The 26166-nt window shown below is 63.6% G+C and carries 20 protein-coding genes and 1 pseudogene; 12 read left to right on the plus strand and 9 right to left on the minus strand.

From position 1 onward, the window contains the following. The first annotated feature begins 38 nt into the window (after positions 1-38). Together LGH82_RS12770 and cueR are read left to right on the plus strand one after the other, a co-directional pair. Positions 39-1511: a multicopper oxidase family protein gene (locus tag LGH82_RS12770; protein ID WP_227348811.1), complete on the plus strand. Its 1473-nt coding sequence runs from the start codon at positions 39-41 to the stop codon at positions 1509-1511. 109 nt (positions 1512-1620) lie between these two features. Continuing rightward, positions 1621-2019: a Cu(I)-responsive transcriptional regulator gene (cueR, locus tag LGH82_RS12775; protein ID WP_227348812.1), complete on the plus strand. Its 399-nt coding sequence runs from the start codon at positions 1621-1623 to the stop codon at positions 2017-2019. A gap of 117 nt (positions 2020-2136) precedes the next feature. Here cueR and hydA read toward each other — a convergent pair whose 3' ends face one another. After that, complete coding sequence (hydA, locus tag LGH82_RS12780; RefSeq protein WP_227348813.1) at positions 2137-3567, minus strand: dihydropyrimidinase; 1431 nt, start codon at positions 3565-3567, stop codon at positions 2137-2139. A gap of 81 nt (positions 3568-3648) precedes the next feature. After that, positions 3649-6069: a GcvT family protein gene (locus LGH82_RS12785; RefSeq protein ID WP_227348814.1), complete on the minus strand. Its 2421-nt coding sequence runs from the start codon at positions 6067-6069 to the stop codon at positions 3649-3651. Between the two features lie 523 nt (positions 6070-6592). On the opposite strand from LGH82_RS12785, the gene LGH82_RS12790 reads away from it, so the two are divergent. From LGH82_RS12790 to LGH82_RS12835, 10 genes and pseudogenes are all read left to right on the plus strand, one after another. Continuing rightward, positions 6593-8266, plus strand: coding sequence for an ABC transporter substrate-binding protein (locus tag LGH82_RS12790; RefSeq protein WP_227348815.1), 1674 nt, complete (start codon positions 6593-6595; stop codon positions 8264-8266). Positions 8267-8346: 80 nt separating this feature from the next. Beyond that, positions 8347-9357 (plus strand): ABC transporter permease, encoded by a 1011-nt coding sequence (locus LGH82_RS12795; RefSeq protein WP_227348816.1) that lies wholly within the window; start codon positions 8347-8349, stop codon positions 9355-9357. Continuing rightward, positions 9354-10235: an ABC transporter permease gene (locus tag LGH82_RS12800; RefSeq protein WP_227348817.1), complete on the plus strand. Its 882-nt coding sequence runs from the start codon at positions 9354-9356 to the stop codon at positions 10233-10235. Before LGH82_RS12795 ends, LGH82_RS12800 begins: the two co-directional genes overlap by 4 nt. After that, the gene (locus tag LGH82_RS12805; RefSeq protein WP_227348818.1) at positions 10232-12316 is read left to right on the plus strand and encodes an ABC transporter ATP-binding protein; all 2085 of its coding nucleotides are present in this window, start codon (positions 10232-10234) and stop codon (positions 12314-12316) included. Before LGH82_RS12800 ends, LGH82_RS12805 begins: the two co-directional genes overlap by 4 nt. Further along, entirely contained in the window at positions 12313-13566 is a 1254-nt protein-coding gene (locus LGH82_RS12810; RefSeq protein ID WP_227348819.1) for an MFS transporter, read from the plus strand. Before LGH82_RS12805 ends, LGH82_RS12810 begins: the two co-directional genes overlap by 4 nt. Further along, positions 13563-14369, plus strand: coding sequence for an SDR family NAD(P)-dependent oxidoreductase (locus tag LGH82_RS12815; RefSeq protein ID WP_227348820.1), 807 nt, complete (start codon positions 13563-13565; stop codon positions 14367-14369). The genes LGH82_RS12810 and LGH82_RS12815 overlap by 4 nt, the downstream gene beginning before the upstream one ends. Beyond that, positions 14366-15391 (plus strand): NAD-dependent epimerase/dehydratase family protein, encoded by a 1026-nt coding sequence (locus tag LGH82_RS12820; RefSeq protein WP_227348821.1) that lies wholly within the window; start codon positions 14366-14368, stop codon positions 15389-15391. Before LGH82_RS12815 ends, LGH82_RS12820 begins: the two co-directional genes overlap by 4 nt. A gap of 12 nt (positions 15392-15403) precedes the next feature. Continuing rightward, positions 15404-16345 carry an allantoinase PuuE gene (locus LGH82_RS12825; RefSeq protein ID WP_227348822.1) on the plus strand — a complete coding sequence of 314 codons (942 nt, stop codon included), beginning with the start codon at positions 15404-15406 and terminating at the stop codon, positions 16343-16345. Then, complete coding sequence (locus tag LGH82_RS12830; RefSeq protein WP_227348823.1) at positions 16320-17681, plus strand: dihydroorotase; 1362 nt, start codon at positions 16320-16322, stop codon at positions 17679-17681. The genes LGH82_RS12825 and LGH82_RS12830 overlap by 26 nt, the downstream gene beginning before the upstream one ends. Positions 17682-17687: 6 nt before the next feature. Next, positions 17688-18332 (plus strand): annotated as a pseudogene (locus LGH82_RS12835) (SDR family NAD(P)-dependent oxidoreductase); the annotation flags it as partial. A gap of 234 nt (positions 18333-18566) precedes the next feature. Here the strand turns inward: LGH82_RS12835 and LGH82_RS12840 are convergent. The 7 genes from LGH82_RS12840 to LGH82_RS12865 are packed head-to-tail and all read right to left on the minus strand — an operon-like array spanning position 18567 to position 26140. After that, positions 18567-19472, minus strand: a complete 906-nt coding sequence (locus LGH82_RS12840) for an SMP-30/gluconolactonase/LRE family protein (RefSeq protein WP_227348824.1) — start codon at positions 19470-19472, stop codon at positions 18567-18569. 40 nt (positions 19473-19512) lie between these two features. Continuing rightward, a complete protein-coding gene (locus LGH82_RS12845) occupies positions 19513-21054 on the minus strand; it encodes a trimethylamine methyltransferase family protein (RefSeq protein ID WP_227348825.1) in 1542 nt (513 codons plus the stop codon). A gap of 20 nt (positions 21055-21074) precedes the next feature. Continuing rightward, on the minus strand, positions 21075-21497 hold the full coding sequence (locus LGH82_RS33300; RefSeq protein WP_319799937.1) for an NAD(P)-dependent oxidoreductase: 423 nt from the start codon (positions 21495-21497) through the stop codon (positions 21075-21077). After that, positions 21394-22077 carry an NAD(P)-dependent oxidoreductase gene (locus LGH82_RS33305; protein WP_264484380.1) on the minus strand — a complete coding sequence of 228 codons (684 nt, stop codon included), beginning with the start codon at positions 22075-22077 and terminating at the stop codon, positions 21394-21396. The genes LGH82_RS33300 and LGH82_RS33305 overlap by 104 nt, the downstream gene beginning before the upstream one ends. Then, positions 22046-22963, minus strand: a complete 918-nt coding sequence (locus LGH82_RS12855; protein WP_227348826.1) for a dihydrodipicolinate synthase family protein — start codon at positions 22961-22963, stop codon at positions 22046-22048. The genes LGH82_RS33305 and LGH82_RS12855 overlap by 32 nt, the downstream gene beginning before the upstream one ends. Then, positions 22960-23550, minus strand: coding sequence for a hypothetical protein (locus LGH82_RS12860; protein WP_227348827.1), 591 nt, complete (start codon positions 23548-23550; stop codon positions 22960-22962). The genes LGH82_RS12855 and LGH82_RS12860 overlap by 4 nt, the downstream gene beginning before the upstream one ends. Position 23551: 1 nt before the next feature. Then, positions 23552-26140: a glycine cleavage T C-terminal barrel domain-containing protein gene (locus LGH82_RS12865; RefSeq protein ID WP_413771468.1), complete on the minus strand. Its 2589-nt coding sequence runs from the start codon at positions 26138-26140 to the stop codon at positions 23552-23554. Positions 26141-26166: the final 26 nt, after the last annotated feature.

The raw sequence follows: 26166 nt of genomic DNA on the forward strand, positions 1-26166 counted from the left end.
GTAGAGACTTCTTGAAACTTTCAGCAACAGGCGCCCTGATGACGACTGCCCCATCCCTCTTGGCTTCACGCGCCAAGGCCCAAGGCTCTGCCCCAAGGGTCATCACAGCGGGCAAGCGCGTCATCGAAGTAAAGGGCAAGGCAGCCAACGTCCTCGGCCTGACGCAGCCGGGCGAAAGCCATGGGCTGGTGATGAATGCCGGTGAGAATTTCCGGGTACGGCTAGAAAACCGCATCGGCGAGCCAACCGCGATTCACTGGCATGGGCTCACCCCGCCCTGGCAGCAGGACGGTGTCGCCGGCATCTCACAGGAGCCTATCCCGGACGGCGGGGGTTACGACTACGATTTTCCGGTCGCTCGTCCCGGCACATTCTGGATGCATTCGCATATGGGATTGCAGGAGCAGCATCTGCTTGCCGCACCACTGATCGTCCTCGATCCGGCGGAGGCTTCGAAGGATGTCAAGGAGGTCGTGGTGCTGTTCCACGATTTCACCTTCCGCGACCCGGCCGAGATCCTCGCCGAGCTCAAGGCCGGTGGCCACGACATGGCGGCGATGCAGAAGCCGCCGGCGGCGTCCGGACATGAAGGGCATACCATGCCGGGCATGGCGACTGGCGCCGCGATGGACCATGGCGCGATGGGACACGGCACGAAAAGCCAGGGTTCGATGGACCATGGCGCTATGCGGATGGGTGGCATGTTCCATCTCCAGGACGTGCAATACGATGCGCTTCTCGCCAACGATCGAACCCTCGACGACCCCGAGGTCTTCACCATCGAGCCGGGCGGGCGGGTGCGTCTTCGCCTGATCAATGGCGCCGCCAGCACCAACATGTGGATCGATCTTGGCGGACTCTCGGGTAGATTGATCGCGGTCGACGGCATGCCGGTGGAGCCGATCATCGGCTCGCGCTTCGAGTTCGCTGTCGCGCAGCGGCTCGACATCCTGCTCGAACTGCCCAGGCAAGCCAAGGCATGGCCGATCCTCGCGGTGCAGGAAGGCGGCCGGATGCGCACCGGTGTGGTGCTCGCCGCCAAAGGTTCTTCGATCGGCAAACTCGCCGAGACCGCCGACGCGGATTTTCCGGCTGTCGGCGCCGACCTGGAGCAGAAATTGCGAGCCGCGAAGCCGCTCGTGGAAAGGGCAGCACGCAAGCACACCATGATGCTGGGTGAAGGTGCAGGCTATGTCTGGACCCTGGATGGGGCAGTGCACGGCTCGGACAAACCACTTGCCGTGAGAACCGGCGACCGCTTCGAACTAACCTTCATGAACCACACCAGCATGTCACATCCCATGCACCTGCATGGGCACCACTTCCAGGTGGTCGCGGTGAATGGCAAGCGGTTCGCGGGTGCCATGCGCGACACAGTTCTCGTTTCGGCCAATATGGGGCAGGTCACGATCGCCTTCGATGCCGACAATCCCGGCAAATGGGCGCTGCATTGCCACCATCTCTACCACATGGTCGGCGGCATGATGACGTCGATGGCTTACGGGGCCTGATCAGTACCCGGGGGAACAATTTTTGCGGTTTCCCCGGCGAACAAAGCCCCTTGAGCTTCCAGTGACTGGAAGCACTATATAATGTCCAACTCACTCCAGGGAGAGCCAAATGAATATTGGCACTGCATCAGAAAGATCCGGACTGCCGGCCAAGACCATTCGCTACTACGAGGATATCGGCTTGCTGACGGCTGACCGCGCCAGCAACGGCTATCGCGACTATTCGACAGCTGACGTGCATCGCATGCGCTTCATCCAGCGCTCGCGCCGCCTTGGCTTTTCGGTCGATGAATGCCGACAACTGCTTTCGCTGTATAACGACAAGGAACGCGAGAGCGCCGATGTAAAGGCGCTGGCCATGACAAAGCTCGCCGAGATCGACCGCAAGCTGGTGGAGCTCACGGAGTTGCGCGACACGCTTCGCCACCTTGCCCGCAGCTGCCTAGGCGATAGCCGTCCCGACTGCCCGATCATCGAGGGATTATCGAGCGCTCAACGCAAGCAGTGATTGACACTGAATGGCGTCGCGCGAGGTGCATCGTCGTGAGGCGTCGCAGCCTTGGTCAGATCCAGGCAACCGGGCTACGGCTTGAGTGGGCGAGCCTGCTGGGCAAGAACGCAATGGTCAGGCATCGAGCCATGGCGTGGTATCCTCGACCGGGACCCTGGCAAGCTTTGGATCGGACGGTCGCCGTGCCACGAACTGCCCGTGCCCCGGGCCCGTGCTGAGGACTTCATCGGTGACCACTGGCACACCTCGGACAAGCACCGTCATGGGCTTTCCAACCACTTTTCTGCCCTCATATGGAGTGAAGTCGACGCGGGAATGGAGCACGGCGTGGCCAAGTTCCCATGTCCGAGCAGGATCCCACAGCACAAGGTCGGCATCGAGCCCGACGGCAATACGACCTTTACAGTGATCAAGGCCATAAATCGCGGCGGCGTTGCGCGAGGTGAGATCGAGATAACGTCCGAGCGTCAGGCGTCCGGCAAGCAGTCCTTCTGAAAACAAGAGCGGCAATCTGGTCTCGATTCCCGGAATGCCGCTCAACGTGGTGTTGAACGCGGGCGTGCCGGATTTCCCCAGTTTGTCGGCGAAGAAATATGGCGAATGGTCCGAAGACCAAAGGTCGATGCCGCCATCCGCGAGGGCCTGCCACAGATGATGTTGGCTGCGAGGGGAACGCGGCGGCGGCGAGAACACAAAACGGGCGGCATCCCGTGGTGGCTTGTCAAGATCCGACGCGCCGAGAAAGATGTATTGCGGACAGGTCTCGGCGGCGACTTCGACGCCACGCAGGCGCGCCCGTGCGACCTCCTCGGCGGACTGGATCGAGGAGACATGCACGATCGTCATGCGCGTTCCCGTCATTTCCGCCAGGGCGAGTGCCCGATGCGTCGCTTCCCGCTCCATGATCTCGCTGTGCGCGACCGCATGGTAGCGCATCTCGGTGCGTCCGAGGTCAATCAGCTTCTGCCGCGTCCGCCGGATCGCCGCGTCGTTCTCGGCATGCACCATGACGACCCAGCCCAGCCTGCGCGCGGCATCAAGAACGGTGAGGAAGAGGTCGTCGTCCACGGCGAACCCGTCATATGTCATGAACAGCTTTACCGACGCGATGCCTCGCCCGGCCAATTGCTGAAGTTGCCCGTCGACGTCCACGCCGGTGCCAGCGGTGACCACGCCATGCAGGCTATAGTCGACGATCGATCTTCCCACCGCGCGGGCCATCGCCCGGTCCATTGCTCCGATTGTCGTCATGCCAGGGCCGGGCATGCCGAACGGAACGATGCAGGTGGTTCCGCCAAACGCCGCCGAGACTGAGCCGGATTCGAAATCGTCTGCGTTTCCGGCACTGCCCCAGACGGGCTGATCGAGATGGCAGTGTGTATCAATGCCGCCTGGCATCACCCATCTGCCGCGTGCGTCGATCGTTTTCGCGCCTTGCAAACCGTTGCCGGTCGCGGCAATGCGGCCGTCCGTGATGCCGATGTCGCATTCGGCCCAGCCATCATCGAGCGCGACCCGTCCGCCGCGAACAACAAGATCATACATGCCGGACCTCATAGGATATCGATCCTCGATTGCCCCCAAGTGACGACATCCGCCAGCCGCCGGCAAGCGTTGCCTCGTGACCTACGCCCTCAGCCGCGTCCCGTCCGGATCGAAAGGCGGGCGATCCAGCAGGACAGCACTATGCGGCTGTCCAAGGATCGCCACCGTGACGGCGTCACCCGACTTCGCCATGCCAGCCTTCACATAGCCAAGCGCCAGGGACATCCCCACCGAATATCCGTAGGCGCCAGACGTCACTTGTCCCACCGGCGTGCCGTCGGGCAGGAAGATCGGCTCGCCGCCGGTTGCATCGGCGCTGTTGGCCTCGATCGAGATCATGATGAGTTCGTCTCGCGACGGCTTGCCGGCGATCTCGATGTAGGCGTCGCGATTCAGGAAATCGCCCTTGTCGAGCTTGATCAGACGATCGAATTTGACCTCTTGCGGCCAATACTCCGGCGAATATTCGCGGCCCCAGCTGCCATAGCCTTTTTCCACCCTGAGCGACATGAGCGCGCGCGAGCCGACCAGACCGCCGCCTTCCTGGCGGGCTGCGTCAAGCAGCGCCATGTAGAGCGCAATCTGATCCTTCTCCTCGCAGTAAAGTTCCCAGCCAAGATCACCCGTGAAGGACACACGCAGGGCAACGACCTCTATCCCCGCGACCGTGATGCGGCGTGACGCCATGAACGGGAAGGATGGCGTCGTCAGGTCGGCGTTCGTGAGCCGCTGCAGCACCGCCCGTGAGCTTGGTCCGGCAACGTTGAAACCGCACAGCTCATTTGTCACCGAGCGGAATGTGGTGCCCTCCGGCAGAGGCACCATGTTGAAGAAACGCTGATGGTAGCGTTCCGCCATGCCCGAGCCAAACACTCGGAATTCGTTCTGGCCGAGCCTCGTCACGGTAAAGTCGCCAGCAATGCCGCCGCGCCTGCCGATCAGCGGCGTCAGGCACGACTTGCCTATCGAGACGGGGATCTTGTTTGCGAACAGGCCGTTCAGCCACGCCTCGGCGCCAGGCCCCTTCACCTCGTATTTCGCAAAATTCGAGATGTCGATGATCCCGACCTTCTCACGCAGCATGCGTGCTTCGCGGCCAACGGGCGCCCACCAGTTCTGCCGGGTAAACCCGATGGTCTCCTCGCGCGGCTCGCCGTCGGCCGAAAACCACAGCGGATGCTCCCAGCCGAAATTGAGGCCGAACACGCCACCCATTTCCTTTTGCATGGAATAGGCCGGGCGGGTGCGCACCGGCCGCCCGGCGGCGCGCTCTTCGTTCGGGAAATGGATCTTGAAGCGGTGGCTGTATTGGTCCTGTACGCGTGCCTTGGTGAAGGCCTTATCGGCCCAAGCACCGAAGCGCGCCAGATCCCAGGCGAACATATCGAGTGTCGGTTCGCCCTCGATCATCCATTCGGCAGCAAGGCGACCAAGGCCGCCTGATTGTGAAAAGCCAGGGATGATGCCGGCGCAGCAGAAGTAGTTGCGCAGCTCCGGAATTGGGCCGAACAGCGCCGCGCTGTCGGGCGACCATATCATCGGGCCATTGATGACCCTCTTGACACCAGCCAGGCCGACCGCCGGCACGCGAGCGATGGCGCGCAACATGTTCTCCTCGATGCGCTCGAGGTCGTCGGGGAACAGCTCGTGGCCAAAATCCTGCGGCGTGCCGTCCTCGGCCCAGAACTTCATGGCCCGCTCATAAGCGCCGACCAGCAGGCCAAGACCCTCCTGACGCAGATAGTATTCGCCGTCGCGATCGGCGACCGACGGCAATCGCCGGCCCATTGCCGCGATCTCCGGAATGGTCTCGGTGACAAAATACTGATGCTCCGTCGGGATCAGCGGAAGCTGAAGCCCCGCCATGGCGCCGACCTCGCGCGCCCACAGGCCGGCGGCATTGACGACCCATTGGGCGTGAACGTCACCTTTCGTCGTGCGCACGGTCCAGCTACCATCCGGCCGCTGCTCGGTGCCGGTCACCGCGGTGAACCGATGGATTTCGGCTCCGCGCTGACGAGCGCCGGCGGCGTAGGCGGCGGTCACGCCGGACGGATCGACGTTGCCGCCCTCCGGCTCGTACATGATGCAGCGTATTCCGTCGAAGTCGACCAGCGGATGCAGCCTCTCGGCCTCGGCGCGATCGACTTCATAGAAATTCATCTTGTAGCGGCGAGCCTTTGCCTCCTGCAATCTGAGCTGATGCTCGCGCGCTTCTGTCTGGGCCAGATAGAGGGAGCCCGGCTGGAAGATGCCGCAGCCCTGGCCGGTTTCCTTCTCCAACTCCTTGTAGAGCGCCATCGTGTAGTGTTGCAGGCGGCTGATGTTGGTGGAGTCATGCAGGCCGTGGATGTTGGCCGCCGCGTGCCAGGTGGAGCCGGACGTCAGTTCGTCGCGCTCGAACAAGACGACGTCCGTCCAGCCATGTTTCGCAAGGTGGTAGAGGATCGAACATCCGATCAGGCCGCCGCCGATCACTACAGCCTGTGCATGTGTTCGCATTTCGCGTTTGTCCCCTTGGGCAGACAGCCAGGATTCATTTTCAAAGAGGGGTCGGATGCGCAGCATTCTGAGCGCATGGGCTTGGTTGTGTCCAAGCCCATGACCCCGCTTTTTCGAGTGTGGGCAATCTAGGTAGCCCGCCAAAAGCATGTAAAGCCTGCGTTTGAGGCTAAATGCCGCTTTTGCAGGCATAGAAGGCCAAAAAAAACGAAGTCATAGCCACGTCAATCTTCGTTTGTGAGCCTACAAACGAAGTGTAGCCTTTCGGTGGGGAAAACGAGCAGCCGCGTGTCAGCGGCGCCGCCAATGGGAGCCTCCGAAATGAACGCGAGTTCCGTGCCAAGAGACGGAGACTTTTCGTTTCGCACAGCACGCATCGCGTCGCTCAAGCGACCAGGAAGCCTTGTTGCACGTCTCTGCGCGAGCAGACGGCACACTCGTATCCGCACAGCAACTCGACGTCATGTAGCAGACAATATGGCTTACCCAACAAGCGCAATGCGACAACTCGGAGGTCAAGACCTTGGATAAGAAATCGCATCCCTACATCCCGACACTTCTCGGCCAGTTGAACGAGGGGGCTATCAGCCGCAGGGATTTCCTGCGCAGGTCGACGCTCCTCGGTATGTCGGCCACCGCCGCCTATGCGATGGCCGGCATGGTCGATCCGTCGACGTCAGCCAAGGCTGAAAACCTGCCCAAGGGCGGCAATCTGCGCATTGGCATGCGCTGCATGGAGATCAAGGACCCGCATCTCGCCGATTTCGCCGAGAAGTCGAACGTCGTGCGTCAGGTCTGCGAATACCTGACCATCACCGACCGAAACAACATCACGCATCCCTACCTTTTGGAAAAGTGGGATGTGAGCGATGACCTGAAGACCTGGACGCTGCATATCCGCAAGGACGTGAAGTGGCGCAAGGGCCGCTCGCTTACCGCCGACGACGTCATCTGGAATCTCAAACGGGTCTGCGATCCCAAGGTCGGCTCCTCGATGCTTGGCCTGTTCACCGGCTATCTGGTCGAGGAATTCGCGACCGGCGAAAAGGACGACAAGGGCAATCCCAAGAAGTCGAGCCGGCTCTGGTCGGAGAAAGCCATCGAGAAGGTCGACGACCATACGGTTCGGCTGAACACGTCTTCTCCGCAGATCGCGGTCGCGGAGCATCTTTTCCACTATCCGATGTTCATACTCGACCCGGAGGAAAACGGCTCCTTCGGCGCTGGCGCCAATGGCACCGGCCCGTTCGAGATCGTCGAATACACGGTCGGCAAGGGCGCGAAATACAAGGCGCGCACCGATTATTGGGGTGACGGTCCTTATGTCGACACCTTCGAGTTCGTCGACCTTGGCGACAGCCCGGGCGCCGGCATCGCGGCAATGGCTTCCAAGCAGGTCGATGGCCTTTCGGAAGCCGACGCGGTTCAGATCAATTCGATGAAATCCTTTCCGCACGTCGCGGTCTACAAGGTTGAAACGACCCAGACGATCGTCGCGCGCATGCATCCCGACGTCGACCAGTTCAAGGACAAGCGCGTGCGTCAGGCGATGCGCCACGCCATCGACCGCGACAAGGTGATCCAGACCGTATTGCTCGGGGCCGGCACCCCCGCGGAGGATCACCACGTCGCGCCATCGCATCCTGAATATGCGGCCCTGCCGAAATACGGCCGGGACATCGACAAGGCGAAGAAGTTGCTCGCGGATGCCGGGTTCCCGGACGGCTTCGAATACGACATGGTCACCCGCCCCGATCCGATCTGGGAGCTCAACACCGCCCAGGCGCTGGCTGAGCAATTCAAGGACATCGGCATCAAGGTCAACATCAAGTCGCTGCCGAGTGCTCAGTATTGGGAAGTGTGGACGGACGCGCCTTTCAGCCTCACGGCCTGGGGTCACCGTCCGCTGGCCATCATGACGCTTGGCCTTGCGTACCGCTCGAACGCGGCGTGGAATGAATCGCATTTCTCGAACGCCGAATTCGACACGCTGCTCACCCAGGCCGAGGGAATCCTCGATCCAAAGGAGCGCAGCAAGGTGATGGCCAAGATCGAAACCATCATGCAGGACGAAGGGCCGATCGTGCAGCCTTTCTGGCGCATCTTCTCCACGGTGATGGACAAGAAGGTGAAGGGCTTCGACCTGCATCCCTCGCAGTACATCTTTGCCCACAACTACGCTGTTGCAATGGCCTGACATCTTCCACCCCAGCCCGGCCGACCTGAGGCGGCCGGGCTCGAATCCTTGGTCAAGCAAAGATCGGAACTGGCCGGCTGATGGCGATATTCCTGGCGAAGCGGTTTACGATGATGCTGCTCACCATGATTGCCGCATCGTTCCTGGTTTTCGCCGTCTGCGAATTCACGCCCGGCAGCGTCGCGCGCAAGTCCCTGGGTCCCTTCGCGACGCAGGAGGTCGATCTTCTCACCAGGAAGCTGAAGGCGAATGATCCCCTGCTCGTGCGCTATGGCCGCTGGGCAGGGGTGCTTCTCGGCGTCATCCCCGATCCGCTGCAGGATCCGGACACCGGCCTCAATTTCAAGGATTCGCGCGGCGCCCAATATTTTGGAAATTTCGGCTATTCGACGCTGAACAAGCTGCCGGTCAACGACGTGATCTGGGACAGGCTCGGCAACACCGCCATTCTTGGCGGCCTGGCATTTCTGTTGATAGTCCCTCTCTCGATCATCTTCGGCATCTTTTCAGGATTGAAGGAGGGCGGCGTGCTCGACCGCGTCCTGTCGATCGTTTCCATCACCTTCACCTCGATCCCGGAATTCGCCTCGGGCGTGTTCCTGGTGACGCTTTTCGTGATCCTGTGGCCAGTGTTGCCGGGCACCAGCCCGCTTGACACTGGAAGCGGCTGGTCGATCCCCTCGCAACTGGTGCTGCCCGTTGCGGTGCTGGTCATCTACGACTTCGGTTACGTCGCGCGCATGATCCGCGTCTCGATGATTGGCGTGATGGAGAAGCCCTACATCCGCACGGCCGTCCTGAAAGGCATGACCACCCGACAGGTCGTGCTCGGCCACGCGCTGCGCAACGCAATGATCGCGCCGTTCACCGTTCTCCTGCTGCAGATCAATTTTCTGATCAGCGGCGTTGTCGTCACCGAACTGGTCTTCGCCTATCCCGGCTTCGGCCGGCTTCTCCTCGACGCAAGCCTGTTCGGCGATATCGCGACGATCGAGGCGGCGACGCTGATCACGGTCGCCATCGCGGTGGTCACCCAATTCATCGGCGACATTGGTTACATGTTGCTCGATCCGCGCATAAGGTTGAGATGAGCGTACTGGCCGAGCAGAATGTGATGGACGCAGGGGCCGCGACTGCCAAAAGCGCGAAGCGCCGGAAGTGGACGCAGATCCTGCGCTCCCGTACCGCGATGGTCGGCCTCTTTCTGATAAGCTTCTGGGTCCTGGCAGCGCTGCTCGCGCCAATCCTGCCCCTTTATTCGCCAACCGAGCAGGACGTCATGGCCATGGCCGATCCAACGCCGTCGGCAGCCCATTGGCTGGGCACCGACATCCTCGGACGGGACTTGCTTTCACGCCTGATATTCGGAGCCCGAACCGTGCTTGTCGTGGCACCGCTTTCGGTCGCCGTAGCCATGATTGCCGGCATCACGATGGGGATGTTCGCGGGCTACTATGGCGGCTGGATCGATGCCGTGATCAGCCGCTTCTCCGATATCGTCCTCGCCTTTCCCGTACTCGTTCTCTACGTCATCCTGATTGCCAACATTGGACCGTCCGTACTCAACATCGTTATCGCCACGACGATCGCTTCAGCGCCGGGCATAGGCCGCATCACGCGCGGCCTGGTGCTTGGCCTGAAGGAGCAGGAATACATCGCCGCGGCCAGACTGCGCGCCGAAAGCACGCTCTACATCATGGTGGTGGAGCTCTTGCCGAATTGCCGCAACATGCTGATCGTCGATGCCTGCCTGCGTATCGGCTACACGATCATCACCATCGGCATACTGGGCTTTCTCGGCCTCGGCCTGCCGCCGCCCAATCCCGACTGGGGAGGAATGGTCAAGGAAGGCACCACGGTGCTGAATGTGTGGCCCCTGATGTCGCTGGCGCCTTCCATCGCCATCGTCAGCCTGGTGCTCGGCTTCAACCTTCTGGCCGACGGGCTGCGGGAGGCCTGGAAGCCATGACGATGACGGCTCCCGAAAGAGCGGCGATGGAACCCGGGCACGGCGTGCCGCTGCTCGACATCCAGGATTTGCGCATCGAATTCCGCGGCAAGCAGGAGACGGTGGTCGCCGTGCCCAAACTGTCCTTCAGCGTCATGCCGGGGGAAAGTTATGGTCTGGTCGGCGAGTCCGGCTGCGGCAAAAGCACAACGGCCATGGCGATCATGGGTTATCTGGGCGCCACCGGGGTGATCGCCGGCGGCAGCATCCGGCTCGAGGGAGAGGAACTGGTCGGGACATCCGCGCGCAAACTGCGCGCCATGCGCGGCCGGCGGATCGCCATGGTCTACCAGGACCCGATGAGCGCGCTCAATCCGGTCAAGACAGTCGGCGCGCAGCTCGCCGAAGTGCCGATGCTGCATCTCGGGGCGACTCGTGCCGAGGCGACCGACATGGCAGCCGCCATGCTGAAGGACGTGCGCCTGCCCGACCCGGGCGATATGCTGAAGCGCTATCCGCATCAACTGTCTGGCGGACAGCAGCAAAGGGTCGTCATCGCGATGGCGCTGCTCGGACGGCCGGCGCTCCTGCTCCTCGATGAGCCGACGACGGGCCTGGACGTCACCGTCGAGGCAGCGGTCATCGACCTCATAGCTGAGCTGCGCCGCCGCTATCGCACAAGCCTTCTGTTCATTTCCCACAATCTCGGGCTGATCGCCGAAAGCTGCGACCGCGTCGGCATCATGTATTCCGGCGAAATGGTGGAGGAAGCGCCGACCCGTGAGCTGTTCAAATCGCCACGTCATCCCTATACGCAGGGCCTGATCGACTGCATTCCGGATATCGGCGCCGGCAAGCATTCGCGTACGCTCGCAGCCATTCCCGGACAGATTCCCCTGCCAGGGGAACGCCCGCAAGGCTGCCTGTTCGGACCACGCTGCGCAAGCTTTCGAAAGGGCATTTGCGACGACCATTCCGGTCTCCCGCTTGAAACTGCAGGCGAAAGACACCTGGTTCGCTGCGTGCGATGGCAGGAGGTTGCCCGCGCGAGGCCGACCTTCCCCACACGGGCCGTCGATGATGCGTCGACGGTAGCGGCGATCGAAGTGGTGGGCGTCAGCAAGCTCTACAACATCGGTTTCCACAAGACCTTGAAGGCGAACGAAGCGGTATCCTTCGCGGCGGCCGAGGCTGAGATCGTCGCGCTTGTCGGCGAATCCGGCTGTGGCAAGTCGACGCTCGCGCGCATCGTTGCCGGCCTCGACCGCGCGACGTCCGGCGAAATCCGCGTGGCGGGCCAGAACATCGCCACGTTGGGCGCAAGCCGGCGGTCGCGGCACCTGCTTCAGTCGATCCAGATGATATTCCAGAATCCGGATTCGACGCTCAACCCGTCGCACTCCGCGGGTTTTTCGATTCGCCGCTCGCTCAAGAAATTCGGCATCAGCAAGGGCCGTGCGGCGATCGATGCACGCATGCGCGAACTCCTCGAAATGGTGCGGCTGCCCGCCGACTTCGCCCGGCGCAAGCCGAACGAACTTTCCGGTGGCCAGAAGCAGCGCATCGCCATCGCGCGGGCCTTCGCCGCCAATCCCTCGCTGATCATCGCGGACGAGCCGGTCTCGGCACTCGACGTCTCCGTGCAAGCGGCTATCGTGACCCTGCTGCTCGACATCCAGAAGAACCAGCGCTCAACGATGCTGTTCATCAGCCATGATCTCGCCCTTGTGCGGCACGTCGCCGACAAGGTCGTCGTCATGTATCTCGGCAAGGTCATGGAACGGGGCACGGTCGATGAGATTTTCGGCGGCACGAACCATCCTTATACACAGGCGCTGATCTCGGCGGTCCGCAGCACCAATCTGGAAGAGGCGCGGACCCGTATCACACTGACCGGCGAGACACCGAGCCCCGTGGAAGTGCCGCCCGGCTGCCGCTTCGCCAGCCGCTGCCATCGCAAAGTTGGGGCGATCTGCGACACTGTCCCGCCGCCTGTCCAGCGGATGTCCGATACGCACGAGATAGCCTGCCACATCCCGTTGGAAGGACTGCAAGCGCGGCCTGCCACTTCAGCAGCGCCGGAGGCGCAGGATCGTTCATGAGGCCACTCCTGTCTTCTCCAGCACGCATCTGGCGGCAGGCCGAGCGCTCGCGCGCCATCCTGCCGATCATGATCCGTATCTGCCTGGCAGGCACCGGCAGCGCCATGCTGACGACAGCCGTCTCGCTTGCGCTCAGCCGTCCAGGCGTCGAACCCTATGTCGTCCAGATGGTCCTCACCGCCTATCCGATCGGGTTCCTGATCGGCTGCCTTCTCAGCCGGCCAATCGTCTCCCGTTTGGGCCACGAACGTACCTTCATGCTGATCACCCTGGTCGCGACGCTCGCCGCGTCCGGCTTCACGCTGACTGACCGCATGCCGGCCTGGTTCTGTTTTCGCCTGCTCGGCGGGCTTGCGATGTCGTCCATGTTCATCGTCTGCGAAAGCTGGATCAACCTTTACGCCGAGCAGCATAACCGAGGCACGCTCTTCTCGATCTACATGCTGACGACGGCCGTGGCGGTGCTTTTCGGCCAGCTTCTCCTTGCCGCCGTCGGCCCGCACTCGCCGCATCTCTTTACAATCGGAGCCGCAACGGTATTGCTGGCATTCCTCGGCAAATTCGCCTTTGGCGGCTGGCCGGCCCTGCCCGTTCCACAGCCAGAGCTGATGACGACCGCGATGTCGCCGCGCAGCGACCGCTATGGTCTCGCGCAGCTTTTCCGCCTCGCGCCGGTGACCGTCGTCAGCATCTTCCAGGCGGGCATCACGAACATGAACATCTTCGTCCTCACGCCGCTCTACGGCGCCATGATCGGCCTGTCGGCCGCCGCCACGGTCGGCCTGGTCACCACGATCAGCATTGCCGGAATGCTGGCGCAGACGCCGGTCGGCTGGCTCTCCGACCGTTTCGACCGGCGCGTCATGCTTCTGGTCCAGGGCGTGCTTTCGGTCACCCTGTGTGCGTCGATCGCGTGGCTCGGCAACAGTTCGAAACCACTGCTGTTTCTTCTGTTCTTTCTCTACGGCGCCACAGCGCTGACGGTCTATCCGGTGGCGATCGCGTTCGCCAACTCCCAGCTTCACAGCCGGCACATGGTGGCGGCATCCGGGACCTTGCTGCTGCTCTACTCGGTAGGCAACATCCTCACTCCGGGCCTGGCTTCAGGGCTGATGGAGCGCACGGCTCCGCAGGCAATGCTGTTCGTGCTGGGCGGAGGAGGCATTCTCGTCGCGATCGCCGCGTGCGTCAACCTGATGCGTCCTCCGCTCAAGACGGCGGTGGTGCGCATGACCGGAGCCGATCCGTGACGCCGGCGCCCAATCCTGTTCCTGGGCGGCTGGCCGGCAAGGTGGTGCTGATCACCGGAGCCGCGAGCGGCATTGGCGCTGCAATCGCGCGCCGCTGCGTGTCGGAAGGCGGCAAGGTCGCATGCCTGGACCTGAATGCGGAAGCCGCCGCAACACTTGCCGCTGAGCTCGGTCCCGACGCGCTGTCCGTTCAATGCGACGTGAGGGAGATCGATGCGGTCCAGCAGGCCGTGAACGTCGCGCGCCAGAAGTTCGGGCGGCTTGACGGGCTGGTGCACAATGCAGCCGCGCCCTCGACGGATGGAACCGTCACCGACCTTGATCCGGACAAATGGCGTCTCGAGATCGACGTCAGCCTGACAGGCGCCTTCCTGGTCAGCAAGTTCGCGGTGCCGCTGATCGCCGCCGGCGGTGGTGGGTCAATCGTCCTCATCGGCTCGCAATTCGCCCGGGTCGCTGTCGGCAAGGCGGTCGCCTATTGCGCGGCCAAGGCCGGGCTGGTCCACCTCGCCAAGGCGATGGCTGTCGATCACGCCGGCCAAGGCATCCGCGTCAACAGCCTCTCACCCGGCGCCGTGGCCACGGCACGGCTGCTGCAGCGATGGCCCGACCTCGACGCCGCTGATGCCGGACTTGGCCCCGCGCATCTCCTTGGCCGCATTGCCCAACCCGATGAGATCGCGGCCGCCGCCGCGTCCTGCTCTCCGCCGATGCCTCGTTCGTCACCGGAACCGACCTGCTCGTGGACGGCGGCTATGCGACACGTTGAACCCGTCCTCCCAATGCAAGGTTTCTCGACATGACACTGCTCGTCACAGGTGGCACCGGTTTCGTCATGAGCACCGTCGCGCGGCATTGGCTTGATCGCGATCCCAATGCGCGCGCCGTAATCCTCGACCGCTCGGGGCTCGATGCGACGGCGGAGAGATATTTCTTTGACGTGCGGGACCGCCTTAGCGTCATTCAAGCGGACATACTCGTCCCATCCGCGTGGTCGGGGCTGCTCGACGCCGAAGAAATCACCGCCATCGTGCATGGCGCGACGATCACGCCGATCTCGCGCGGCAGCGCATCCGAGGCAAAGCGCCAGCCGGAAGCCGAAGACCCGGCGCGCATCGTCGATGTGAATCTGATGGGAACGGTGCGCATGCTGGAATGGGCGCGAGCCCACCCGGGCATCCGGCGGTTCGTTTATGTCAGCTCAGGCTCGGTCTATCGCCATCAAGGGCCCGATTGGAGCGGCGAACCGTTGCCCGAGGACGGCTATGTCGCGCCGCTCACCCTCTACGGCATTTCCAAGTTCGCTTCGGAAATGGTTGTCAACCGCTACGCCGACCTGTTCGGCCTTTCGGCCGTTTCGGTGCGGCTGGCGTCGGTCTACGGACCGATGGATCGCGCCACGGAAAGCCGCAACTTTCGCCACGTGCCCAACCGTGTCGCCCATATGGCGCTTGCCGGCGAGACGATCCGGCCCAACAGCCTCGAGCCGGTCGGCGACTATGTCCTCTCGACCGACGTGGCGCGGGCGATCACCGCGCTGATCGAGGCGCCCGGACTTCGCTACCGCCACTACAATATCGGCAGCGGCGAGGCCGTCACCATCGGCGACATTATCGCCTGGGCACGGGAACGCGTGCCCAGCCTCAGGGCCGAGACCAGTCCGGGCGATGCGGCCAACATCGTCCAGGACACGGCGCTGAAGGGCGGCATGTGGGGCGCCTACGACATTGCCCGTATCGAGCGCGATACCACCTGGCGGCCACTGCCGGGCAAGGAAGCCTTCCACGCCTACATGGACTGGATTGTCGAAAACGAGACGAGCTGAGAGGAATTCGCCATGCCGCAAACCCCCGCCACACCACAGGCGAACGATCAGCCCCGCGACTTCGTCGGCTACGGACCGAAGCCACCCTTCATGACATGGCCGGGCGGCGTGAAGGTCGCCGTCAACCTGGTGCTCAACTACGAGGAAGGGTCCGAGTACTCATGGACCGAGGACGGCCGCAACGACAATTGGGGGGAGTACAACATCCCCAACAGCCCACCGGTGCGCGACCTCGGCACCGAGACACATTTCGAATATGGCAGCCGCGCCGGCGTGTGGCGGCTGGCCCGCCTGTTCGACCGCTACGGCATTCCGATCACGGTATCGGCCTGTGCGGTCGCGCTGGAGCGCAATCCAGCCGTCGTCGAATGGATGAATGCGCGCGGTCATGACCTGCTCGGCCACGGACTTCGCTGGGCCGACTATTCGATGATGGAGCGCGGGCAGGAGGAACGCGAATTGCACCAGGCGATCGCGCTCTACAAGAAGCTCACCGGCCAGCGCCCGCTAAGCTGGAACTGCCGCTCGTTTCCGAGCGTCAACACGCGTGACCTGCTCGTGCGCGAGGGCGGCTTCCTCTATCATTCCGACCCGTGCAACGACGACCTGCCCTATTTCATCGATCACGCCGGCACGCGCATTCTCGTCGTTCCCTATTCGAAGACCCTCAACGACAGCCGCTATTTGATCTCGCCAGGCTACAGCAATCCACGTGACTTCGCCGAGGATTGCCGCTCCGCCATCGATTACATGCTCGGCGAAGCCGACGAGACCGGCGGCCGCATGCTGACGATCGGCATCCATTGCCGCTGGACCGGCCAGCCCAACCGCGCCTCGGGCCTGCGCGACGTGATCGAGCATGTCGCCAATACTCCCGGCGTCGCCTTCATGCGCCGTCTCGACATTGCGCGTCACTGGCTTGACCATCATGAGAGTTTCGAACGCCGTGCCTGAAACATTCGATACGCTGATCACCGGCGCGATCGTGGTCGGCGCCGATACGCAAAGCGCTGGCCAGGTCGGCATCGTCGACGGGCACGTGGCCGCCTTGCTAGATCCCCGCGAAACGGCAGTGGCACGGACCGTCATCGCAGCCGACGGCTGCATCCTGCTACCCGGGCTCGTCGATGCGCACGCTCACCTGCGCGAACCGGGCCTCACGCACAAGGAGGATTTTTCGTCCGGCACTCACGCCGCGGCGCTCGGCGGCGTGACAACGGTTCTCGACATGCCGACCGACGATCCGTGGACGGCGACCGACGCCCAGCTTTCCGACAAGATGGCGCTGGCTCGCCGCCGCATCCATGTCGACGTCGGTTTCCAGGCGGTCGTCAGCCATGACCTCGAGCGGATCGCCCCACTGCATGGGCTGGCGCCGGTGTCGTTCGAACTTTTCACCGCCGACGTGCCACAGCAGTTCCTGTTTGCCTCGATGGACGAAGCGGTCAACGCTCTGAAGCGTTTCAGCGGGCTGGATACACTGGTCGGCATCTCGCCCGGCGATCAGTCGCTGCTGATGGGCAGCGCTCAACGCCACCGGACCGGCGGCATCACTGCCTTCCTCGAGAGCCGCCCGGTTCTGGCGGAAGCCATCGGCATCTCCCGGGCGTTGCTGGCGAGCGCCGCGACCGGGACCCGCATCCATGTGCGGCAGATCAATTCGGCGCTTGGCGTCGAAACCTGGCGCCGGCTGCGCGGCATGGCCGATGCCAGCGTCGAAACCACGCCGCAGAATCTGTTCTTCACGGCGCAGGATTATGCAAGTCATGGCGCTGGACTGAAGGGGTCGCCCCCGCTGCGCGACAAGGCCGATGTCGCAGCCTTGCGAGACGCACTCGCCGCCGGCCAGATCGACATTATCGCGACGGACCATGCGCCGCACGAGGCGGTGGAGAAGGCAGCGCGCTACGCGACCTTCGCCGAAATTCCAGGAGGAATGCCGGGGCTGCAAACGCTTCTGCAAGCGATGCTCAAGCTGGTCGATGAGGGTCTGATCGGATTTCGCGACATCGCCCGCATGTGCGCCCAGAACCCGGCCGAAAGGTTCGGGCTGGGCCGCCGCAAAGGGCGGATAGCCCCCGGCCACGACGCCGACATCCTGGTCGTGGATCCACGCCAGGCCAGTGACATCAACAACGCCGACCAGGTCTCGAAAGCCGGCTACACGCCATTCGATGGATGGAGAGTGCCGGGCAGGCTCACTCGTGTCCTGCTTCGAGGCGAGGAGATCATGCGCGACGGCAGGCTGGTGGCCAATGGAAAAGGTCTGGTCGTGACACGGGAGCGCTGACACAAAATGGGACTTCTCACAGGCAAGGTCGCCATCGTAACGGGTGCAAGCTCCGGTATCGGCCGCGCCATCGCCCGGCGTTTCGCCGTCGAGGGCGCCAGCGTGGTCATCGCCGACACGATCGAGACGCCGCTCGAGGGTGGCCTCACGACGAAAGAACTGATCGAGCAGGCCGGCGGCACTGCCTTTCACGTCCAGACCGACATAGCGGACTGGAATGCTGTCGACCGAATGCTGAAAGCGACGATCGAACGGTTCGGCCGGCTCGATGTCATGGTCAACAACGCCGCCATCTATACCTCGACCAACCTGCTGGAAACCACGCCTGAGCAGTGGGCCAAGGTGATCGGCGTCAACCTCACCGGATTTTTCTACTGTTGCAAACGCGCCGTCGGGCAGATGCTCAGCCAGGAGCCCGTCAACGGCGTGCGTGGCCGCATCGTCAACATCTCGTCCCAGCACGGCATGGTCGCCTGCCCCGGCGACTTCCCCTATTCAGTGAGCAAGGGCGGGATCGTCCAGATGACGCGGCAGATCGCCATCGACCATGCCGAAGACCTGGTCGTCTGCAACGCCATCGCGCCGGGCAAGATCGTCACAGGCAAGCCAGGCATCGCCAACGATCCGGATTCGCTTGACTATTCGCGCCGCAGGACGCCATGGCCGCGCCTCGGCCAACCCGACGATGTCGCCGGCGCCGCGCTCTTCCTCCAGCGACATGTCAACCTATGTGACCGGCGTCAATTTGATGGTCGATGGCGGCTGGATGGCTGGCTGAGCTGGCTGCGACGCTCTTCGACCAGCTCGAATTGCGCTGCCGTCGACCCCCTCCGGACCCGGCGGAGAGCAACGTTGGCATTGCGCTCCGCCAGCTTCAGCAAGGGATCACTGAGTGTTCGGAACCTCATAGACCTTGCCGTGCCAGGGAGCCGCGTCGATCTGGTCCAGCGCCATCACGTAAAGCACCTTTTCCTCGGGGCCAAAGGCGAAATTCGGCATCGATGGCGACGGCACAGAGAGCGTACGCAGCAGCTTGGCGTCCTTGTCGACCACGATGATCTTGCCCGGCGCATCGAGCGAGCGCGGGCTCTGCCCTATGTACATTTCGCCCTTCGCGTCCATCTTGATGCCGTCTGGCCAGATATGCGGCTGGTTCGGGAACAGGTCGTCGAGGCGCAGGAACACCCGGCGGTTCGCAAGGCTGTGGTCCGGCTGGACATCGAACTCGATGATGCGGTTGTCCTCGGTCTCGACCAGATAGAGGATCTTGCCGTCGTTCGACATGACAAGGCCATTGGCGTTGTGCAGGTCGCCCGCTTCCTTGGTCACGCCGCCGTCCTTGCCGATGTAGTACGCGGATGCGTCGATAAGCGGACCGCCCTTGCCCGAGCCGGTGAAATAGATCCCGCCGTCCTTGTCCGGCGCGAAATCATTCGGGCCGCTGAAGGCATGTCCTTCCGAGTCCTTGTCGTAAGGCGGCAAGGTCTTGCCGTCGGCCGAAATGCGGCCGATCGTGTTGCTGTCGTAGCAGGTGACAACGAATTCGCCTTTGGCCGTCGGCAGCACGGCCGACGGGCCGCAGCCATCCTGTTTCCAGAACACCTCATTCTTGTTGCCATCCCAGGTCGTGACGGTGCCGCGGCCATATTCGACGTAGAACAGCTTGTTCTGGTACCAGATCGGCCCCTCGGCGAACCAGGCGTCGGCATTAACGACCTTGACGTCGGCAGCGTGCGCGGATGCAGCAAAGGCGAAACCAAGTAACGCGGTTAGAATACGTGGACTTGTCATGTCATTTCCCCTTCTTTCACATTGTTATCGCTTGATATTTCTACGGTTCGCCAGCGCCGATTTCCTCCTTTCGGTGCGTGACATAGGCTTCCAGTTCTTCGCGGATGGCTGGGTCCATCACCGGCTCTTCATAGTCATGCAAAGCCTGCTGCCAGAGCAGCGTCGCGCGCTCGAGCGCATCGTGGCCGCCGGCTTCCTGCCAGCTCCCATAGTTCTGCCAGTTGGAGAGCATCGGGCGATAGAACGCCGTTTCGTAGCGCGCCATGGTGTGCTCGGAGCCGAAGAAATGCCCGCCGGTCGGCACTGCCTTTATCGCCTCGAAGCCGAGGTCATCTTCGTCGAAGGGCATGGGCCGCAGGAACTCGATCATGTTCTGCAGGATCTCGACGTCGAGGATGAGCTTCTCATAAGAGGCCGTGAGGCCGCCCTCCAGCCAGCCAGCCGCGTGATAGATCAGGTTGGCGCCGCCAAGCACGGCGCCCCACGTCGCCATTCCCGTTTCATAAGCCGCCTGGAGATCAACGGCATTGGACGCGTTGGCATTCGATGTGCGGTAAGGCAGCCGATAGCGGCGGGCCAGTTGCCCGGCGACAATGTTGGCCTTGGCATTCTCCGGCGTGCCAAAGGCCGGCGCTCCAGAGCGCATGTCGACGTTCGATGTGAACGCGCCATACATCACCGGCGTGCCGGGATTGACGAGCTGCGTCAACGTCACCCCAAACAAGGCTTCGGCGTTCTGTTGCGCCAGTGCCGCCGCCAGCGTGACCGGCGTCATCGCGCCCATCAGCGTGAACGGCGTGATGGTGATCGGTTGGCCATGCTCGGCCATGGCGATCAGCCCCTCCGCCATGGCTTCATCGAACAGCCGCGGCGAGTTGACCGAAATGATGGTGGTGACGCCAGGCGACGCCCGCATCGCTTCGACGGTGATGCCCCGGGCGATGGCCATCATGGCGATGCTGTCAACGGCGCGGCCGCGTCCGATCGCCGAGCAATGGAAACTCAGGTCGGACAGCGTCAGGTTGGCGCGGTAGGTGTCCAGATGGCGAGAATTGGCCGGCAGTTCCATCGGCGCGACGACCTGGTTGCCGATGATGTGGATGGCGTTGAAGTGGTGGGCCAGGCGGATGAAGTTCTCGTAGTCCGCAAGATTACCCTGCCGGCGTCCGTTGATGCGGTCGTGCACATTGGGTGGGCCAGCGACCAGTCCGAAGACCAGTGAATTGCCGCCCAGCGTGATTTGCTTGTCCGGATTGCGTGACGTGAGGGTGAACGACGACGGCGCGGTTCTCACCGCCGCCATCACCAGGGACTCATCGATGCGCACGATGTTCTCATTGCGGTCGACGATGGCGCCGGCCGCTTCGAACAGTGCCAGGACTTTCTCACCCATCACGCGGATGCCGAGTTCGGAAAGGATGCGCATCGAGGTGCGGTGCAGCTTGTCCATCTGCTCTTCGTTCAGCAGTTGCATCGGTGCATAGGGATTGGTCACGTGCTGCCATGGCAGTTGCGGGATACCGCCGCCGCTACGGCTCGCCTTCGACCGCCGGCCACCGCCGCGTCTTTCATGTGCCGTCATTGCCGCACTCCTCCCTCGTTTCAGTAGCCACGCGTCGGATCGACGACGTTTTCCAGCGGTTCGCCGCGCCGATAGCGGGCCAGGTTATCCGCGAACATCCGCACCGACTTGACATCCCAACCGTCGTAGACGGACGAACAGTGCGGAGTGATGATCACGTTGTCGTAGCCCCACAAGGGATGGTCGGCCGGCAGCGGCTCGGTGGCGAAGACATCGAGCGCCGCACCCCTGAGCCGGCCGGCTTCGAGAGCCTCGACAAGGGCTGCCTCCTCGACCACGCCGCCGCGAGAGACGTCGATCAGAACAGCGGTCGGCTTCATCGCGGCAAACGCCTGTCGATCAACCAGCCCGCGCGTCGTCTCCAGGAGCGGCACGCAGCAAACGATGAAATCGGCGCGCGCAGAGCGCCGGCAAGTCACTGATGCCGTGGACCTCATCGACATTCGCGGTGGACCTCGGCCGGGCCCGGGCGCCGAGCGTCACCATGCCCATCGCCTTGGCGCGGCGGGCCACGGCCTGTCCGGTCCTGCCAAGGCCGAGGATCAGCAATGTGCGCCCTTCGATGGGTACGACGCTACCCGCGCTCCACCGCCGCGCCTGCTGGTCGCGGGCAAAGCCCGGAAAGCCCAGCGAGAAGGACAGCATCGCTCCCAGCGCGTATTCGGCCATCATGTCGGCAGCGACCCCAGCCGCGTTGGTCACCGTGACCTTGGCCGGATCCCACGGAAGCAGGTGATCGGTACCCGAGCCGCCGACGGATACCCATCGCACGGTCGGACTTTCCAGGAGCGCCCTGCGCGGAAACAGCGGCGTTCCGGAAAAGCGCACGGAATAGACGACCTCCGCGCCGGTGCTGGCTATCATGTCGGCCAATCCGCCATAGCTGTCGCAAGCCGTGACCCGGAGATCAGGATGCCTCTCCGCCAGCACCGCGAGCGCGGATTCCGGCCTGTCGCTGTGAACGATGATCGACGGGTGGCCGGCCATGGTTCTAAGCCCTGCGCCGCGCGGGGATGACCTCACTCGCTTCGCCAAGGGCGGCAAGGAGCGCCTTGCCGGCCGCGAGCGTGGTGTTTTCATGCGGGGCACGCAGGTTGAGCCAGCGGTGATCGCCGGACCGCGCCGCGAGCGCGGCCTTCATGCCGCCGATCAGCCCGGCGGCCTGCACTGCCTGCCGGAACGCCTTGATCGAGGCGTCGGCGGCACTCACATCCCGGCCGGCGCGCGCGCCGTCATAAACAGCCCTTATCGCCGCCGCGTTGAGATTGACCGATGCGGAGATACACCCCGCCGCGCCACTGGCCAGGCCTTGCGTCAACTGTGCCTCGGAGCTCGGGAACACCGAGACGTTCGGTGCCGCGGCGATCACCGCTGCCGTGTTGTCCCAGTTGCCGGCACTGTCCTTGTAAGCCACGACCGTATCGGGAAACGCGCTGTTCAGCCGGGCAGCCAGCGCCGGCGTCACCGCTACGCCCGAATTCTGCGGAATGTGATAGAGGATCAGCCGCAGTGACGGGCTCGCGACCTTTTCGATCAGTTCGCCATAGTAACGCGCCTGCCCCACGTCGCCCGCGGCGGTGTAGAAGAACGACGGCAGCACCATCACGCCGGCGCAGCCAAGACCAACGGCATGGCTGCTGAGTTCCACGGTTTCCGGTAGCGCCGTGACCCCGGTGCCGGGCATCATCCTGTGCGGCGGAATGCCTGCGTCCACCAACCATTCGAGCGCCTCCATACGCTCATCGAGCGACAGCGACAGCGCCTCGCCGGTGGTGCCGAAGGGCGAAAGGAAGTGAGCTCCCTGGTCAAGCACCCATCGCGCATGGCCGATCCAGAGATCACGTGCGATTCTGCCCTCGGCCTCGAAAGGCGTCAGGATCGGCGCGATCACGCCCTGGATGGTGTTCATCGATGCTTCTCCCTTGATGTTCTTTCACCGGCGGCCTGCTTGGCCGCAAGGATGACCGTCCTGACGAAGAAGGCGGTCGCCGCAATGTCGAAAAACACGTCGAATCCCTCCCCGGCCCTCACAAGGACTGCTTCGAGTTGAGCGACGCGGGTCTGCGCGATCTCGTCTTCGTGCAATCGTCCGGCGCGCAGATCGAGCACGCAAAGCCTTGCCATGACGCCGTTGACGGCTGGCCCGGACAGCCGCATCCAGGCCCAGCCCTCCTCGCGCCACGACCAGTAGCCGCGCGGACCGGTCGTATTGTTCCAGCGGGCCGTGAGCGCGTCCAATTCGCCGTCGACGACCAGGAAATCCTCGCTGCCGAGCCGCAGCACGCGCAGGTCGCCATGCCCGCTTATCCGGTTCACGGGCGGCAGTGTGATGCCGCATCCTTCCAGCCAGGCGGAACTGCCCGGTCCCTTGATGCCGAAGCGGGGCTCCGCGGTCAGGTCGACCAGTTCGACAGCGCCGTTCGGCAGGCTGATGTGCTGCGCGGAGCCGCCGGTGGACAGCGGAAACTGACGCAGAGATAAAGGCAACGAGATCATCCTAGAGTTCCTGCCGCGCGTTCTCTGGATCGAAGAAGGCATGCATGACCACGGGAGCGCTCACCAGTTCGCCGTCGCGGCATTTTATGGTGACCAGGCTGCCCTCGGCCGCGTCATCGACATGGACATAGGCGAGCGCGATGTGGTGGCCGAGCGTCGGTGAAAAGCCGACCGAAGTGACCTGTCCGACCGGCACCCCGCCGCGCAGCACGAGGCAGCCTTCGCCCGGTACGTTCGTGGCGTCCGCGAAAGTCAGCCCGACCAGCCTGCGTGCCTGGCCGAGACGCGCCCGCATCTCGATCGAGCGCTTGCCGACGAAAAACGGTTTTCGTCTCGACACCGCCCAGCCGAAACCCAGTTCATCCGGGCAGGTCAGCGCGTCCGTGTCCTGGCCGATGAGGATGTGGCCTTTCTCCAGGCGAAGGATGCGCGATGCCTCGAGGCCGTAGGGGCGCAGCCCATGCGATCCGCCTGCCTCGATCACCGCATCCCACAGCGCGCCGGCATAGCTGGACGGACAATGCAGCTCGTAGCTGACCTCCCCGGTGAAACCGATACGCATGACACGCACCGGAACTCCGGCAAGCATGCCTTCGTGGCCGGACAGATAGCCGAACGCCTGCCTTGAAAAATCGATGTCGCCATCCATCGCCTGCAGCAAGACGCGCGCGTTCGGCCCGGTGACATTGAGCCCGGAAAACGCCGCGGTGACGTTGAGCACGTCGACCTTCAGCCGCCATTGAGCGTTCCAGAACAGCATTTCCGCCTGGACTCTGGCAACCGCGCCCGTGGTGGCGGTGACGTAGAAGCGATCGTCGGCCAGGCGGTAGGCGACGCCATCGTCGATCACCGCGCCCATCTCGTTCAGCATCAGGCAATAGCGCACGCGGCCGACGGGCTGGCCGGCATGGGCCATGGTGTACATGCGGTCGAGGAAGGCGCCGGCATCCGGTCCTCGCACTTCCAGCTTGCCCAGCGTCGATACGTCGAGCACGCCGACCGCCTGTCGCACGGCCGCGATCTCTTCGCGCACAAGCCGCTCGGCATCGACGTCCGCTCCGTAATGGTAGGGCCGCCACCAGGCACCCACCGGCTTCATGCGGGCATTAACAGCCAGATGCCGCGCGTGGAGCGCGGTCCGCCGTTCGAGCGGCTCATGATGGCCGGCAAGCACACCAAGCGTTTCCGGGCCTGTCGGAGGCCGCGCGGTGGTAACGCCGACGGCACCTACGCTGCGGCCGGTCGCCTCGGCGACGATCCTGGCTGTCGCCAGCGCCGAATGGCGACCTTGGCTTGGCCCCATGGCCACCGTCGAAAACCGCTTGACCAGTTCCAGTTCGCGATAGCCTTCCTTCACCGTGTTCAGCAGGTCGTTGACCTGCAGGTCCTCGTCGAAGTCGATGAAGTCATGTCCCTTCGGATCGGCAGCGATGGGCTGCGCCCAGCCTTTCGGCTCCGTATCGATATCAACCGCCGCTGCGTCGGAGCGGACCACGTGGCCGAGGCGGGCCAGTGCGTCCAGCCCCGCGCGGCGACCATCCGCGATTGCCGCATCGAGGCTCGACCTGCCCGCGACCGCTCCCGCCAGCAGCACCGAGCCATGATCCATGGTGAGCTTCATATTCGCCGACTTCTCGTCGTAGCCGACCTTGGCTCCGGCCTGGCACGGCAACTGCCAAGCTGGCACCGCGCCAGCAGAGATGACCACGAGATCGCAGTCGATCCAGCGGCCTTCGATGCGGACGCGCGCGACATGTCTGTTGGCCTTGGTGCCCTGGGCCTCGGCGATGGCTGCGCCCTGCATGATTTCGACGCCCCTGGCTTGCAGCGCCTTGGCCAGGTCGCCGTCATTGCCTGTCGGCCTCGGATCGGCTAGCACCGCGACGGCAACGCCCGCATCGATGAGGTCGAGCGCGGCATGATAGCCGGCGGGATTGGCGGCGAGCACGACGGCGCGCCGGCCGGGTTTCACCGCATAATGCCGGATCAGCCGCTGCACGGCCCCGCCGGTCATGATGCCCGGCAGGTCGTTGTTGCGGAACAGCGCGGGCTGCTCGATCGCGCCGGTTGCGAGAACCACTTGCCGGGCGCGGGTCCGATAGAGCCGGTCGCCCTGGATCAGCGGCAGCCAGTTGTCCTCATACCAGCCGTTGCAGACCGTGCCAGGCAGAATGCGCAAGTTGGGAAGTGCCACCACTGCAGCGGCCAGCCGCGCCAGCACGTCCGGCCCGCAGCGGCTGTAGGTCAACGAGCCGCCGATTTCCGGATTTTCGTCGCACAGAACGACATCCGCCCCGGCCTCGGCGGCGGCGATACCCGCCGAAAGCCCGGCCGGCCCGGCGCCGACGACCAGCAGGTCGCAATGGAGATGCGCCATGTCGAAGTCGCGATGCGGAGCCTTTGCATCGATCATGCCCAAGCCCGCCCTGCGGCGGATCATCGGCTCCCAGACTCTCAGCCACGCGTTGCGCGTCGGTCCCATGAACGTTCGATAATAGAAGCCGACCGGCAGCAGCTTCGCGAACCGGCCAATCAGGGCATCGCGGTCGGACTGAAGCGAGCCGTTGACGTTCTGCGCCGTCACCTTCATGCCGTCGCGCAACGGCGTCAGGTCCG

It is taken from the genome of Mesorhizobium sp. PAMC28654, assembly GCF_020616515.1.
Classification (GTDB): Bacteria; Pseudomonadota; Alphaproteobacteria; order Rhizobiales; family Rhizobiaceae; genus Mesorhizobium.